15 protein-coding genes are annotated in these 14,780 nt (G+C 73.2%); 3 read left to right on the forward strand and 12 right to left on the reverse strand.

Annotated elements, in window-relative coordinates; translation table 11 throughout:
- Nucleotides 1–52 precede the first annotated feature (52 nt).
- From AC3ETA_RS19015 to AC3ETA_RS19050, 8 genes are all read right to left on the reverse strand, one after another.
- Nucleotides 53–556 (reverse strand): BlaI/MecI/CopY family transcriptional regulator, encoded by a 504-nt coding sequence (locus tag AC3ETA_RS19015; RefSeq protein ID WP_432194220.1) that lies wholly within the window; start codon nt 554–556, stop codon nt 53–55.
- Nucleotides 557–752: 196 nt separating this feature from the next.
- Nucleotides 753–932 carry a hypothetical protein gene (locus tag AC3ETA_RS19020; protein WP_432194097.1) on the reverse strand — a complete coding sequence of 60 codons (180 nt, stop codon included), beginning with the start codon at nt 930–932 and terminating at the stop codon, nt 753–755.
- A 335-nt stretch (nt 933–1,267) separates the two neighbouring features.
- Nucleotides 1,268–1,957 carry a hypothetical protein gene (locus tag AC3ETA_RS19025; RefSeq protein WP_432194221.1) on the reverse strand — a complete coding sequence of 230 codons (690 nt, stop codon included), beginning with the start codon at nt 1,955–1,957 and terminating at the stop codon, nt 1,268–1,270.
- Nucleotides 1,958–2,340: 383 nt separating this feature from the next.
- Nucleotides 2,341–3,138 (reverse strand): type III pantothenate kinase, encoded by a 798-nt coding sequence (locus AC3ETA_RS19030; protein ID WP_432194098.1) that lies wholly within the window; start codon nt 3,136–3,138, stop codon nt 2,341–2,343.
- 8 nt (nt 3,139–3,146) lie between these two features.
- Complete coding sequence (gene nadC / locus AC3ETA_RS19035) at nt 3,147–4,118, reverse strand: carboxylating nicotinate-nucleotide diphosphorylase (RefSeq protein ID WP_432194099.1); 972 nt, start codon at nt 4,116–4,118, stop codon at nt 3,147–3,149.
- A 5-nt stretch (nt 4,119–4,123) separates the two neighbouring features.
- Nucleotides 4,124–5,887, reverse strand: coding sequence for an L-aspartate oxidase (locus AC3ETA_RS19040; RefSeq protein WP_432194100.1), 1,764 nt, complete (start codon nt 5,885–5,887; stop codon nt 4,124–4,126).
- Nucleotides 5,884–6,882 (reverse strand): pantoate--beta-alanine ligase, encoded by a 999-nt coding sequence (gene panC, locus AC3ETA_RS19045; RefSeq protein ID WP_432194101.1) that lies wholly within the window; start codon nt 6,880–6,882, stop codon nt 5,884–5,886. The genes AC3ETA_RS19040 and panC overlap by 4 nt, the downstream gene beginning before the upstream one ends.
- Complete coding sequence (locus AC3ETA_RS19050; RefSeq protein ID WP_432194102.1) at nt 6,879–7,835, reverse strand: Rossmann-like and DUF2520 domain-containing protein; 957 nt, start codon at nt 7,833–7,835, stop codon at nt 6,879–6,881. The genes panC and AC3ETA_RS19050 overlap by 4 nt, the downstream gene beginning before the upstream one ends.
- Nucleotides 7,836–8,032: 197 nt before the next feature.
- Between AC3ETA_RS19050 and AC3ETA_RS19055 the strand changes: the two genes are divergently transcribed.
- Nucleotides 8,033–9,301: a threonine aldolase family protein gene (locus tag AC3ETA_RS19055; protein ID WP_432194103.1), complete on the forward strand. Its 1,269-nt coding sequence runs from the start codon at nt 8,033–8,035 to the stop codon at nt 9,299–9,301.
- On the opposite strand, the gene AC3ETA_RS19060 is transcribed toward AC3ETA_RS19055, so the two are convergent.
- Complete coding sequence (locus tag AC3ETA_RS19060; protein ID WP_432194104.1) at nt 9,291–9,506, reverse strand: hypothetical protein; 216 nt, start codon at nt 9,504–9,506, stop codon at nt 9,291–9,293. The two genes, AC3ETA_RS19055 and AC3ETA_RS19060, sit on opposite strands and share 11 nt — an antisense overlap.
- 185 nt (nt 9,507–9,691) lie before the next feature.
- On the opposite strand from AC3ETA_RS19060, the gene AC3ETA_RS19065 reads away from it, so the two are divergent.
- Nucleotides 9,692–10,798, forward strand: a complete 1,107-nt coding sequence (locus AC3ETA_RS19065) for a DUF5937 family protein (protein ID WP_432194105.1) — start codon at nt 9,692–9,694, stop codon at nt 10,796–10,798.
- Nucleotides 10,799–10,973: 175 nt separating this feature from the next.
- Here AC3ETA_RS19065 and AC3ETA_RS19070 read toward each other — a convergent pair whose 3' ends face one another.
- From AC3ETA_RS19070 to AC3ETA_RS19080, 3 genes are all read right to left on the reverse strand, one after another.
- On the reverse strand, nt 10,974–11,606 hold the full coding sequence (locus AC3ETA_RS19070) for an AAA family ATPase (RefSeq protein WP_432194106.1): 633 nt from the start codon (nt 11,604–11,606) through the stop codon (nt 10,974–10,976).
- Between the two features lie 52 nt (nt 11,607–11,658).
- Nucleotides 11,659–12,330, reverse strand: coding sequence for a response regulator (locus tag AC3ETA_RS19075; protein ID WP_030967559.1), 672 nt, complete (start codon nt 12,328–12,330; stop codon nt 11,659–11,661).
- A 75-nt stretch (nt 12,331–12,405) separates the two neighbouring features.
- Nucleotides 12,406–13,620, reverse strand: a complete 1,215-nt coding sequence (locus tag AC3ETA_RS19080; RefSeq protein WP_432194107.1) for a sensor histidine kinase — start codon at nt 13,618–13,620, stop codon at nt 12,406–12,408.
- A gap of 118 nt (nt 13,621–13,738) precedes the next feature.
- On the opposite strand from AC3ETA_RS19080, the gene AC3ETA_RS19085 reads away from it, so the two are divergent.
- Nucleotides 13,739–14,755: an SAM-dependent methyltransferase gene (locus AC3ETA_RS19085; RefSeq protein WP_432194108.1), complete on the forward strand. Its 1,017-nt coding sequence runs from the start codon at nt 13,739–13,741 to the stop codon at nt 14,753–14,755.
- Nucleotides 14,756–14,780: the final 25 nt, after the last annotated feature.

Genomic DNA, 14,780 nt, shown 5'->3' on the forward strand with positions numbered 1-14,780 from the left:
GCGGGGCGGGGGTTTGGCGGCGTCGGGTTTGGGAGCTTCAGGTTTGGGAGCGTCAGGTTTGACCGGGGGCGGTATCGGGACCGGCAGTATCGGAACCGCCGGTATCGGTGTTGTCGCTATCGGTGCTGGTATCGGTGCTGGTATCGGCGCTGCCGGTATCGATGCGGTCGGTATCGGTGTCCGTTACGGCGCGGGTATCGGACGACGCCGCCGGCGGAGGTTCGAAGGTTTCCGGGACCTGGACGATGCGTACGGCGTCCCGCAGGGCCTGGCGCTGTTCCTCGCTCATCATGCCGAAGAAGGCGACGAGTGCGGCGGCGGGGTTGTCGCTCTGCGACCAGGCGTCGTTCATCAGGGCCGCCGAGTACGCGGCTCGGGTGGAGACCGCCTCATATCGATAGGCCCGGCCTTCCGCTTCGCGGCGTACCCAGCCCTTCTGATGGAGATTGTCCAAAACGGTCATGACCGTTGTGTACGCGATGGACCGTTCCTGCTGGAGATCTTCCAGGACTTCTCGAACGGTCACCGGGCGGTTCCACTTCCACACCCGCGTCATGACCGCGTCTTCGAGTTCTCCCAAGGGGCGAGGCACAGTTCAGCACAATAGTGGGAGTTCTGGTTGTTGGCGTGCCGGACGTGCAGTTTCCTTGGCAAACGAGAACAAAAAGGGCGTACGACTCGGAAAGCGGCGGGCTTGGAGTCGTACGCCGTTGTGCGGGTCGCCGCCGGGCGGGAGGCGGCGGCGGACGGTGTCAGGCGTCCTTGGCCACGGAGGCCTGCCGGGCGCCCTCCGCCCGCGCGAGGGCGGCGTCCACCGCCGCGTCCTCCTTGGCCTTGTTGGCTCCGCCCTGGGTCTTCACGATCACTCGGATCACACCGATGAAGAAGACCGCCATGACGGCCGGGGGGAGGAGTGCGGAGACGTAGTCCATGCGGCCAGGGTAGCCAGGGGGTGGGGGGTTCCGGCGCCTGGGGCGGGGTTTGGGTGGGTGGGGTGGCTGCTTGGGGGCGGGTGCGGCGGCTCGGGGGGGGCGGGGGTTCGGGGGGTGCGGTGGTTCGGGGGGTGCGGCGGTTCGGGGGGTGCGGCGGTTCGGGGGGTGGGGGTGGCTGCTTGGGGGCGGGTGCGGTGGTTCGGGGGGGGTGCGGTCCGGTGGCGGGGCGGGCGGGTGGCTGGTGGGGTGGCCGCCCGGGTGCGCGTGAGCGGCCGTCCAGGTGGGGGGGGGAAGCGGGCCGAGGGGTGCGGCCGGGTGCCGGGTCGCGCTGCCGGTCAGCCTGCCGCGAGGTGCTGGGAGGGGTTGGCGGGGGGCGGGGTCGGCTTGCGGCGGGGGAAGACCTCACCGGGGGTGGGGATGGGGCGGGGCGGCTTCGGGGCGGCCGGGGTGCGTTCCGGGCCGGGGTCGGGCTTGGGGGTGGCCGGCTTTTCTGCGGGCTTCTTGCGGGGTTGTTTGGCGGGTTCCTGGGCGGCCGCCTGGGCAGGGACGCCGAGCGGGGTGCCGGGTGCGGGCTCGGAGGTGCCGGGGGCGCCTGCGGAACGGCCTCCAGGGACGGCCTGGAGGTGGGTACGGGACGCCGGGATGGTCGGCGTGGTGCGCGGGGCCGCCGGGTGGGCGGTGTCGCGCTCCAGGGGCAGACAGCGCGCCAGGAGGGTGGCTGCGGTGGGGTTGCCGCGCAGGGCCCTGAGGGCGGCGAGGTCCTCGAGGATCGGGGGGTAGCCGGCACCGAGGGCCTCTTCGAGGAGGGTGAGGTAGCCGGCTGCGGTGCCGGGGAGGGCGGCGCGGTAGCGGGCGAGGTCGGCCACCAGGAAGGCACGCATCCGGGCACCCTCGCGCATCGCCTCGTCGAGATTCTCGGCGAGGCGTAGACAGGCCTCGACGTCCTGGGCCGGGGCGGGGCTGGGGGTGAGGGCAAGGTCGAGGGCGCGGCGGAGCACACGCAGCTCCTCCACGCCGAACGCCATGCCGCCGCGGGATCCGTATGGCGTGGGCATGCGCTGACGATACGCGCTAATCAGACAAACGCGGCATATGGGGGCGGGTGTGGCGTGGGGTGACACTCGGGTGGGTGGGGTGCCTGCGGCGGCCTGTGCGGGGTGGTGGGGGTGCGGGTAGCGCCTGCGGGTGTGGGGTGGGTCGGGGACGTGCCGGGGGGGTGTCCGTCCTCGGTCGGGCGGTTGCCCGGCACGAAGAAGGGTGCTGCTTCTTGACGCCCGCCGCTGCGGGCGGACACCCCCCCCCGGCACGTCCCCTTGCCGCCGCGGGCGGGTGCGGGCACCTCTCTCGCCGGTCCACACCACTTCAGCCCGTCCGGCGCTTGCGGGCGGCGTCACGAGGGCCCCGGCTGTCACATGCGGGAGACGTTGCGTTCGTAGACCAGGCGGAGGCCGATCAGGGTCAGCCAGGGTTCGTGTTCGTCGATGACCGAGGATTCGCCCAGGACCATGGGGGCGAGGCCACCTGTGGCGATGACCGTGACGTCGTCGGCGTCGTCCGCCAGTTCGCGGGCCATGCGGTTGACGACGCCGTCGACCTGGCCCGCGAAGCCGTAGATGATGCCGGACTGCATGGCCTCGACCGTGTTCTTGCCGATGACGCTGCGGGGGCGGGCCACCTCGATCTTGCGGAGCTGGGCGCCGCGGACGCCGAGGGCCTCCACGGAGATCTCGATGCCGGGGGCGATGACGCCGCCGATGTACTCGCCGCGCGCGCTCACCGCGTCGAACGTCGTCGCCGTACCGAAGTCGACGACGATCGCCGGGCCGCCGTAGAGGTCGACCGCCGCGACCGCGTTGATGATGCGGTCGGCGCCGACCTCCTTGGGGTTGTCGGTGAGGATCGGGACGCCCGTCTTCACGCCCGGTTCGACCAGGACGGCGGGGACGTCGCCGTAGTAGCGGCGGGTCACCTCGCGCAGTTCGTGCAGGACCGAGGGGACGGTGGCGCAGATGGCGATTCCGTCGATGCCGTCGCCCAACTCGTCGCCGAGGAGCGGGTGCATGCCCATCAGGCCATGGAGGAGGACCGCGAGCTCGTCGGCCGTGCGGCGGGCGTCCGTGGAGATGCGCCAGTGCTCGACGATGTCCTCGCCGTCGAAGAGGCCGAGGACGGTGTGCGTGTTGCCTACGTCGATGGTGAGCAGCATGCCGGTTCCTACTCCGCCGCTCGCAGGTCCAGGCCGATGTCCAGGATCGGCGAGGAGTGGGTGAGGGCTCCGACGGCCAGGTAGTCGACGCCGGTGGTCGCGTACGCCTTGGCGTTGTCGAGGGTCAGGCGGCCCGAGGCTTCGAGGGCCGCTCGGCCGTTGACGATCGCCACGGCCTCCTCGCACTCGCCCGGTGTGAAGTTGTCCAGCAGGATCAGGTCGGCGCCCGCGTCCACGACCTCGCGGAGCTGGTGCAGGGTGTCCACCTCGACCTCGATGGCGAGGTCGGGGAAGGCCTCCCGGACCGCCTTGAAGGCCTGGGCGACCCCACCTGCGGCCACCACGTGGTTGTCCTTCACCAAGGCCGCGTCGGAGAGGGACATGCGGTGGTTGACGCCGCCTCCGCAGCGCACCGCGTACTTCTCCAGGGCGCGCAGGCCCGGTGTCGTCTTGCGGGTGTCGCGGACCTTCGCCCCGGTGCCGTCCAGTACGTCCGCCCACGCGCGCGTGGCCGTCGCGATGCCGGACAGGCGGCACAGGATGTTCAGGGCGCTGCGCTCGGCCGTCAGCAGGTCGCGGGTGCGGGTGGTGACGGACAGGAGCTTGTCGCCCGCCTCCACCCGCTCGCCGTCCTCGACGTGGCGCTCGACCTCGAACTCGTCCTCGCAGACGATCGAGACGACCGCTTCGGCGATCCGGAGGCCCGCCGCGACGCCCGCTTCACGGGCTACGAAGTCGGCCGTGGCCACTGCTTCTTCGGGGATGGTCGCGACCGTCGTCACGTCCACGCCGTGCGCGAGGTCCTCCTGGATGGCGACGTTCGCGATGTCCTCGACCTCGACGGGGTCCAGGCCCGCCTCGGCGAGGAGCTCGGCGAGTGCGGGGTCGAGGCCGCACTCCAGGTACTCCTCGCCGGCACCGCAGGCGCAGTCGTCGCCGCAGCCGCCGTTCTGGGCGAGGGGAAGGTCGGGGGTGGTCACTGCTGTCACTGCTCCTGGGGACGGGTAGGGGGGAAGTCTGCGGTGTCTGTGGTGTGCACGGCCAGTGTGCGGTCGGGGTTCAGGCGTACGACGATGTGGCGGCGCCATCCGGTGTCGTCACGGTCGGGCTCGTCCTCGCGCCAGTGGCAGCCCCGGGTCTCCTCGCGCCGGAGCGCGGCGGCGACCAGCACCCGGGCGACGCACAGCAGGTTGGTGGCCTCCCAGGTGTCGACGCCGGGCTCGGCCGTCTTGCCGTTCTCGGCGAGGGCGTCGCGGGCCTCGCTGTGCAGTTGCTGGAGCTGGTCGGCGGCCCTGGCCAGGGAGTTCGCGGAGCGCAGGACGCCGGCGCCGTCCGTCATGATCCGCTGGATCGTGAAGCGGGCCTCGGGCGCGAGCAGGGGGTGCTCGGGAGTCTCGGGGTGGGCCACCGGGTCCGGCACACGCGCGTGCAGGCCGTCGGCCGCGCGGGACGCCGCGATGTCCTCCACGATGCGTTCGGCGTAGACCAGGCCTTCGAGGAGTGAGTTGGAGGCCAGGCGGTTGGCGCCGTGCACTCCGGTGCAGGCGACCTCGCCGCACGCGTACAGGCCGGGGACGGTCGTGCGGCCCTGGGAGTCGGTGCGTACGCCACCGGAGGCGTAGTGGGCGGCCGGGGCGATGGGGATGGGGGTGGTGACCGGGTCGATGCCGTTCGCGCGGCAGGCGGCGAGGATCGTCGGGAAGCGGTGCTCCCACATGTCGGCGCCGAAGTGCCGGGCGTCGAGGAACATGTGTTCCGCGTCCTGCTCCTGCATGCGTCGCATGATGCCCTTGGCGACGATGTCCCGGGGGGCGAGTTCGGCAAGTTCGTGCTGTCCGACCATGAAGCGCACGCCGTCGGCGTCGACCAGGTGGGCGCCCTCGCCCCGTACGGCCTCGGAGACCAGGGGCTGCTGGCCCTCCGCGTCCGGGCCGAGGAACAGGACCGTCGGGTGGAACTGGACGAATTCGAGGTCGCTCACTTCCGCGCCCGCCCGCAGGGCGAGGGCCACGCCGTCGCCCGTGGAGACGGACGGGTTCGTCGTCGCCGAGAAGACCTGGCCCATGCCGCCGGTCGCGAGGACCACCGCGGGGGCGTGCACGGCGCCCACGCCGTCGTGCTGGCCCTCGCCCATGACGTGCAGGGTGACGCCGGCAGTACGGCCGTCGGCATCCGCGAGCAGGTCCAGGACGAGCGCGTTCTCGATCGTGCGCAGTCCCGCCCGTCGCCCGCCACCACCCTTGACCGAGAGCGCTGCGCGCTCGCCCCTGCCGATTGCGCGTACCGCCTCGACCAGGGCGCGGGAGATCTCCGCGCCGGTCGCGTCACCGCCCGCGTGGGCGATACGGCGGCGGTGGTGGCCGCCCTCACGGGTGAGCGCGAGTTCCCCTTCGCCGGACTCGTCGAAGTGGGCGCCGGTCTCGATCAGCCGGCGTACGGCGTCGGGGCCCTCGGTGACCAGGATGCGCACGGCCTCCTCGTCACACAGGCCGGCGCCCGCGACCAGGGTGTCGTCCAGGTGCTGTTCGGGGGTGTCGCCCTCGCCGAGGGCGGCGGCGATGCCGCCCTGGGCCCAGCGCGTGGAGCCGTCGTCGAGGCGGGCCTTGGTGACGACGACGGTCTTCAGCCCGGCGGCCTCGCAGCGCAGGGCGGCGGTGAGGCCGGCGACACCGGAGCCGACGACCACGACGTCCGCGGCGATGGACCACCCGGGCGCGGGCGCGTGCAGTCTTATGCCTGTGCTGGTCACGAGGCGGCTCCGAAGGTCAGGGGGATGTTGTCGATCAGCCGGGTCGTACCGACCCGGGCGGCGACGGCGAGGACGGCCTCGCCGGTGTACTCGTCCTCGTGATCGGTGATCTCCGTGAAGTCGGACGGGTCGACGAGGGCGAGGTAGTCCAGTTCGAGCGGCGGGTCGAGGCGGGCGGCCTCGTCCAGGACCAGGCGGGCGGCGGCGCGGACGGCGGCCGCGGCGCCGGGGACGGCCTTGGCGACGGCGTGCGCATCGGCCGCGGCGCGGGACTCCCCTATGGCGCTGAGCGCCTCGGCACGCGCGCGTGTGGCGGGGACTTCACGCGCGCGTGCGCGCAGTGCCTCCTGGGCGGCGTGCCGGTCGCTGCCGGCGAACAGGGCCTGGGACAGCGCGAGGGCCGTGCGGCGTTCCTTGGGCGAGAGGTAGCGGTTGCGGCTGGAGAGGGCGAGGCCGTCCTCCTCGCGCACGGTGGGGACGCCGACGATCTCGACGCCGAAGTTCAGGTCGCGGACCATGCGGCGGATCAGCGCGAGCTGCTGGGCGTCCTTCTGGCCGAACAGGGCGACGTCGGGCCGGGTGAGGTGCAGCAGCTTGGCGACGACGGTGAGCATGCCGTCGAAGTGGCCGGGGCGCGAGCTGCCCTCCAGGCGCTCGCCCATGGGGCCGGCGCTGATGCGGACCTGGGGCTCGCCGCCGGGGTAGACCTCGTCGACGGCGGGCGCGAACACGACGTCCGCTCCGGCCTGTTCGGCGATCTTGACGTCGGCGTCCAGGGTGCGCGGGTAGCGGTCGAGGTCCTCGCCCTGGCCGAACTGCAAGGGGTTCACGAACACGGTGACGACGACTTCGCCGTCCGGTCCGGCCATCGCGCGCGCGGTGCGGACCAGGGTGGCGTGGCCCTCGTGCAGGGCGCCCATGGTCATCACTACGGCGCGGCGGCCGGCACGCGTGCGTGCGTGCAGTTCGGCGGCGGTGCGCAGGGTGGTGGTCATCGGGCGTCCCCCTCGGCGCCGTCGGTCCCGTTGCTGCCGGTGGTCCCATTGGTCCCGTTGGCGAGTACCCCGAGGAGGTCCTCGGCGAGCTCCGGCTTGAGCAGGCCGTGGGCCAGGGCGCGGTCGGCGGTCGCGCGGGCCATGGCGAGGTAGCCGGCGACGGTCTGCGGGGCGTGCCGGCGCAGCTCGCTGACGTGCGCCGCGACGGTGCCGGCGTCCCCGCGCGCGACGGGGCCGGTCAGGGCGGCGTCGCCGGAGCGCAGGGCGTTGTCGAGGGCGGCGCCGAGCAGCGGGCCGAGCATGCGGTCGGGAGCGGTGACGCCCGCCTCGCGCAGCAGGTCCATGGACTGGGCGACAAGCGTGATCAGGTGATTGGCGCCCAGTGCGAGCGCCGCGTGGTACAGCGGGCGCCGCTCCTCGGCGATCCACTCCGGCTCGCCGCCCATCTCGATGACGAGGGCTTCCGCGGCCAGCCGCAGTTCCTCGGGCGCGGTGACGCCGAAGGAGCAGCCGGCGAGGCGCTGGACGTCCACGGGGGTGCCGGTGAAGGTCATCGCCGGGTGCAGGGCCAGCGGCAGCGCGCCCGCGCGCAGGGCGGGGTCCAGGACCTTGGCGCCGTACCGCCCGGAGGTGTGCACCAGCAGCTGGCCGGGCTTGACGGCACCGGTCTCGGCGAGGCCCTCGACCAGGCCGGGCAGGACGTCGTCCGGGACGGTCAGCAGCACCAGTTCGGCCCGCGCGAGCACTTCGGCGGGCGGCACCATCGGCACGTCGGGGAGCATCCGCTCGGCCCGTCGCCGGGAGGCGTCGGAGACGCCGGAGACGGCCACCGGGCGGTGCCCGGCGAGCTGGAGGGACGCGGCGAGCGCGGGGCCCACCCGGCCGGCGCCCACGACACCGACGGAGAGCCGCGCGGGGCGGTCCCTGGGATCTGGCTGTTGGCTTGTACTCACGCGACGGCGGCCTTCCCGTTCCAGTCCGCTCGGGGTACCGGACGATTTCTCGTCATGTTAACGCGATTGGTTCGAGAGGCGTTCGGTTGTCCACAGGCTGTGGGTTTCGCCACGCCTTCCCGCGCGGGCGCTTCGGGCGGGGCCGCGGCGGGAAATGCGGATGCCCGCGCAGGTGGGGGCGCGGGATGATCCCGGGCATGAGCGATACGGCGGAGCGGAGCGACCGGCAGCGGGTGGAGCGGGGCGGACAGGGGGCAGAGGCGAGGGAAGTGGCGGGTCCCGGCGCGCAATTGTCGGACGGGCAGGTGCCGGACGACGAGCGGCGCAAGCAGCGCCATGAGCGGCGCATCGCCGCCTACCGCAGCGCGCGGCGCGTGCTCGCGCGCCCCGGCTTTCTGGGGACCCTCCGCGAGCGCCTGACGCTGCTGGACGAGGCGCGTGCGCTGGATCTGCACGACCTGGACACGCCGTCGGACGTCTACGGCGACGGCATCGTCGAGGCCCTGGAGGGGAAGACCGCCGGGCTCCTCGGCAAGGAGGCCGCCGCGTTCTTCCCGACCGGCACGATGGCCCAGCAGGTGGCCCTGCGCTGCTGGGCGGGCCGTACCGGGAACCCGACCGTCGCGCTGCATGCGCTGGCGCACCCCGAGATGTATGAACGGAACGCGTTCAGCGAGGTCAGCGGCCTGCGCCCGGTCCGCCTGACGAGCGAGCCGCGACTGCCGACCGCCGCCGAGGTACGGGACTTCGACGAGCCCTTCGGGGCGCTGATGCTGGAACTGCCCCTGCGGGACGCCGGTTTCGTGCTGCCCACGTGGGACGAGCTCACGGAGGTGGTGGAGGCGGCGCGCGAGCGTGAAGCGGTGGTCCACTTCGACGGCGCGCGCCTGTGGGAGTCCACGGTCCACTTCGGCCGCTCCCTGGAGGAGATCGCGGACCTGGCGGACAGCGTGTACGTGTCCTTCTACAAGTCCCTCGACGGCTTCGGCGGCGCGGCCCTCGCCGGTCCGAAGACCCTGGTGGACGAGGCGAAGGCCTGGCGCCACCGCTACGGCGGCATGATCTTCCAGCAGTTCCCGACCGCGCTGTCGGCCCTGGCCGGCCTGGAACGGGAGCTGCCCCGGCTGCCCGAGTACGTCGCCCACGCGCGCGTGGTGGCTGCCGCGCTGCGCGAGGGGTTCGCGGCGGCCGGGGTGCCGTGGATGCGGGTCCACCCCGAGCCGCCGCACACGAACGAGTTCCAGGTCTGGCTGCCGTACGACGCCGACGTGCTCGCCGAGGCGGCGATCCGGCACGCCGAGGTGACGAAGACCGTCCTGTTCGGCAACGGCTGGGAGGCCAAGGGCCCCGGACTGGCCTTCACGGAGGTCTATGTGCGCGCCGCCGGCCTGGAGTGGACGGCCGGGGACGTACGGGAGTCCGTGGCCCGGTTCGTGGCCCTGCTGACGGAGGAGATCAGCAGGTAGAGCGCGGCCGCCCGTGCAGCCACCGCGCCAGGGCGTGCCGTATCCGCCCACGGGCCGGACGCCCGGCGACGACGGCCTTGAACTGCCGGTGCTCGCGGATCTCGCGCATGACCTGCCAGTCGTGGGCGCCGGGCGCGGGCGGGACCGGCTCGCCCAGCTGCCGGGCACGGTAGGTGTCGAGGAGGTGGTGCTGCGTGATGCTCATGGCTGATCGCCTTCTCGGGACGCACTTTCCCGGGACGCAGGAGACATGACGTGGGTGGTTGATCGGGCTCCGCGGCTGCCCGGGTGCTCCCAGGCTGCGCCCGGTGCCGCCGCCGCGTCGCGTCGATTGACGGCGGCCGTCAATCGGCGGCGGCGTTGTCAGTGGCGGGGTGCACCATGAAGTGCATGAGCGTGACCATCGACATCGCGGGGCTGCGGCCGGAGAGGCTCGCCGTCGTGCCCTCGCCCCTGGCCGAGCTCGGCATGGCGCTGCACGCACTGTCGGAGCCGGGGCATCACCCGGGCCTCCAGGGCTGGGTGACGGGCGTGACGGCCCGTCTGGACTCCCATCTGGCCGACCGGATGTGCGAGGCCGACTTCCTGTGGCGGACGACCTTCTCCGACCTGTTCATGCCCTTCGCCGGCATCCCGGGCCGCGGCACCCTCCCGGGCGCCACGCTCGCGGAGGAGCTCGACCAGCTGGACAAGCTCACGGACGAGCAGTTCGTGGACGCGGCCCTGGAGTTCACCTGCGCCCTGCCGTACAGCACCGGCGGGCCCGACGCGCTGTCCGATCCCGAGGCGCGGCACCGGGCGCTGGACCTCGCCGCCGCGCGCGGGCCCCGGCAGCTGCGGTTCAGTGAACGGCTGCTCGTCGACCCGCCGCGGATCAGGGCCTGGCTGCGGCAGTTCCTCCAGGACTGCGACGAGGCGTTCTTCGCGGAGGCCTGGTCCCGGCTGCGTCACCAACTGGCCAACGACGCCCGCCACAAGACGGACCTGCTGCGGCACAAGGGCCTCGCGGAGGCGCTGGCCGCGGTGTCCCCGGCGGTGGCCCTGGACGAGTCGGCCGCCCGGATCACCGTCGACAAGCTGGGCGAGGGGCATACGGCCGTCGGGGACGGCGGCCTCCTCCTCGTCCCCACGAGCCTGGGCTGGCCGCACCTGATGGTCCTGCACCGCCACGACTGGCAGCCGGTGCTGCACTACCCGGTCGGCTCCCCCGAGCTCGCCGCGCCGCCCTCGGTCGAGCAGCTGGCCCTGCGGATGACCGCCCTCTCGCACCCCGTACGGATGCGCCTCTGCCGCCACCTCGCCCGCAGCGCCTACACCACCGGCGAGCTGGCCCAGGTGCACGGCATGACGGCACCGGAGATATCCCGGCACCTGGGCGTCCTGAAGAAGGCGGGCCTGATCACCACCCGCCGCCGCGGCCGGTACGTCCTGCACCAGCTGGACGTGACGGTGGTGGCCCGGCTGGGCAGCGACTTCCTGGAAGGCATCCTCCGGTAGCGGCCCGCACCAGGGCCCGGGGCGTCCTCCGGCAGCGGCCCGCTCCGGGGCTCAACGGTGGTGGCCCGGCTGGGCAGCGACACCCGGCTGGGCAGCGACTTCCTGGAAGGCATCCTCCGGTAGCGGCCCGCACCAGGGCCCGGGGGCGTCCTCCGGCAGCGGCCCGCTCCGGGGCTCAGTCGAACCGGATGTGCCTGATCCCCACTCCGGCCTGCCGCAGCCGCGTCCGCAGCGCGCCCTCGTTGTTGGGCCGCAGCCGCAGTCCGGCCAGGACGGCGATGCGGTCGGCCGTCTTCGGCACGGTCGACTGGTCCGTCCACAGATGCTCGGCGAACTCCGGCTCGCACAACCGCTCCAGGCAGTGGTCGAGCTGCCGCACGGCCCAGCTCTCCTGGCGCAGCCCGGCGTTCTTCCCGGCAACGCGCTGAAAGAGGTGCCCGAAGCCGCGCTCCCGAAGCCGCTTCAGAACGGTCTCGCGCTGGGCCAGGAGGCTGAAGTGCCGTACGTCGTGGCCGAGTTCGCCGAGCCGGCCGACCGTCTCGGCGAAGTAGCCGGAGTTCGTGACCGTCATGGGGGCGATGACCACGCCGTCGTGCTTGGTGAGCGCGAGGTCGAGCACCTCGACGACGCCCTGCCGCCAGGACGCCAAGTCCTGGAAGTCATGCCGCAGTTCGGGCGGGAGCATACGGCGCAGACCGAACCCGGCGTGCTCCGGGTCGCAGATGACGCTGCCGGGCAGACGGCGCTGGATCTCGTGTGCGGTCTGTGTCTTGCCGCCCCCGAAGGGGCCGTTGATCCACAGGAGCATGCGCAGACCCTAGTGGGCACCGGTCACGCCGGGGTCACGCCCCCGCGTCCGGTCAGCCGTGCCCGCCGGCGCGGACCAGCCCGGTCTCGTAGGCCAGGACCACCACCTGCACCCGGTCGCGCAGCCCCAGCTTGGTCAGGATGCGGCCGACGTGGGTCTTCACGGTCGCCTCGGACAGCACCAGCCGGGCGGCGATCTCGCCGTTGGACAGCCCCTGCGCGACCAGCACCATGACCTCGCGTTCCCGGTCGGTGAGCCGCTCCAGCTCCTTGTGCTGGGGCTCCTTGCCGGCGGACGGCAGCATCGGCGCGAACCGGTCCAGCAGGCGCCGGGTGGTGGACGGGGCGACGACCGCGTCGCCGCTGTGCACCGAGCGGATGGCGGCGAGGAGCTCGCCGGGCGGCACGTCCTTGAGCATGAAGCCGGAGGCGCCCGCCTTCAGCCCGGAGAAGGCGTACTCGTCGAGGTCGAAGGTGGTCAGGATCAGCACCTTGGGCGGCTCCGCCTCCGCGCAGATGCGGCGGGTGGTCTCCACGCCGTCCAGCTTCGGCATGCGCACGTCCATCAGCACGACGTCGACGGCGGTCGAGCGCAGCACCTGGAGGGCCTCGACGCCGTCGCCCGCCTCCGCGACGACCTCCATGTCCGGCTGGGCGGCGAGCACCATCCGGAACCCGGTGCGCAGCAGCACCTGGTCGTCGACGAGCATCACGCGGATCGCCATCGGGGTCCTCTTCCGTCTCTTCCGTATGCGTCTACAGGGCCGTTACAGGTGTCAACAAGGTGCATGGCCAAGGGGTCAGTGTGCTGGTTTGAGCGGCAGCAGCGCACTGATGCGGAATCCTCCGCCCGGACGCGGCCCCGCGTCCAGCGTGCCGCCGACCATGCCGACCCGCTCCCGCATCCCGATCAGTCCGTGCCCGCTGCCGTCGGCGCCGCCGTCCTCGTACAGCTCGTGCGGGGCGCCCTTGCCGTCGTCCTCGACGAGCAGGCCGAGGCCGTCGTCGAAGTAGACCAGGCGCACGCTGGCGCCGGCGTTCGGCCCGCCGTGCTTGCGGGTGTTGGTGAGCGCCTCCTGCACGATGCGGTACGCCGTGAGCTCGACGCCGCTGGGCAGCGGGCGCGGGGTGCCCTCGACCTTGAAGTCCACCGGCAGGCCGGAGGTGCGGCACTGCTGGATGAGCTCGTCGATCTGCTCGACGTCGGGCTGCGGGACGTACTCGCCGCCCTCCTGGTGCTCGCCGGTGCGCAGCACGCCGAGCAGGCGGCGCATCTCGGCGAGCGCCTGGCGGCCGGTGGAGGAGATCGTCTCCAGGGCCTTCTTGGCCTGGTCCGGGGCGGCGTCGAGGACGTAGGCGGCGCCGTCGGCCTGCACCACCATCACGGAGACGTTGTGCGCGACGACGTCGTGCAGCTCGCGTGCGATCCGGGCGCGTTCGGCGGCGACCGCGACCTTGGCCTGCGCCTCGCGCTCCTTCTCGAGCCGGGTCGCGCGCTCCTCCAGCTGCTCGTAGTAGGCGCGGCGGGTGCGGATCGAGTCGCCGAGGACCCAGGCGAGCGCGAACGGCACCGTCAGGAAGATCATCAGGGCGATGTTGCCCAGGACGCTGGAGTCTCTCTCCGGCCAGCGCAGCTGTGCCAGGGGTGCCGCGCACAGGCCGACGCCGAGCGCGGTCCGGGAGGCCCAGCGGGCGCCGGTGGCGGCCACGGTGTAGGTGATCACCAGGAAGGCGAAGTTGGCGGGCGTCGTCGCCACGTCGAGGGCCAGCTGTGCCAGCCCCACTCCGATGGCCAGCAGCAGCATCTTCTCCGGCATCCGCCGGCGCAGCGCGATCACCAGGCACAGCAGGACGACCACCACGACGATGGCCGCCTCCGAGTCCGTGCCCGGAGGGTTCTGCCCGCCCTCGTCGCGGACGGCCACGGTGACCACAGAGATCCCGAAGAGGAAGACGGCCCAGAAGCTGTCGACCCACGTCGGGTGTCTGCGGATGAAGTCGTAGAGGCGCTGCACGTAACCCAGCGTAGGGAAGCGAGATGTGTGCAGGGGTCAACCGGAGGGCCGATCCGCACCCCGCGCGCGTACTCCCCAAGGTGGAGGCTGTGTTCTTCCCTGCGCTTAGCCTGGGCCGGTGACAGCAGAGGCGACGGGCGAGTGGCACGGGTGGCGCACGGCAGCGGAGGCCGCTCTCTACGGGCCGGACGGCTTCTACCGCCGCCCGGAGGGGCCGGCCGGGCACTTCCGTACGTCCGTCCACGCCTCGCCGCTCTTCGCCGCCGCCGTGGCCCGCCTGCTGTGCCGGGTCGACGAGGCCCTCGGCCGCCCCGCGCGGCTCGACGTCGTCGACATGGCCGCCGGACGCGGCGAGCTGGTCACGGGTGTCCTGGCCGCCCTGCCCGCCGAGGTGGCGGCACGCACGCGTGCGTACGCCGTCGAGATCGCCGCTCGCCCGCGGTCCCTGGATCACCGCATCGAGTGGCTGCCGGAGCCGCCGCCGCGAGTCACGGGCCTGCTGTTCGCCAACGAGTGGCTGGACAACGTCCCCGTGGAGGTCGCCGAGGTCGACGCCGCGGGCGTACCGCGGCGGGTCCTCGTACGGCGCGACGGCACCGAGCGCCTCGGGGAGCCGGTCGCCGGGGCGCAGGCGCGGTGGCTGGAGCGGTGGTGGCCGTCGGGGGGCGTGCAGGGGACGCGGGCCGAGATCGGCCTGCCGCGGGACGAGGCCTGGGCCGCCGCGGCCGGGACGCTGGAGCGGGGCCTGGCGGTGGCCGTGGACTACGCGCACACGGCGGCGGCCCGGCCGCCCTTCGGCACCCTCACCGGCTTCCGCGAGGGCCGGGAGACGGCGCCCGTCCCGGACGGTTCGTGCGACATCACGGCTCATGTGGCACTGGACGCCTGTGCCCTGCCCGGAGCTGTCCTGCTGACCCAGCGCGCCGCCCTGCACGCCCTGGGCATCTCGGGCGCACGCCCCCCGCTGGAGCTGGCCTCGACCCGCCCGGCGGAGTACGTGCGGGCCCTGGCGGGCGCGGGCGAGGCCGCCGAGCTGACGGCGACGGGCGGGCTGGGGGACTTCGGCTGGCTCCTGCAGTCGGTTGGAATTCCGAACGTACTGACCCCAGGGCAGGGCGGCGACCCGACGGACTGACGGGCCGCCCGCTTGGCGCCTACTC

Source organism: Streptomyces sp. bgisy027 (assembly GCF_057710365.1).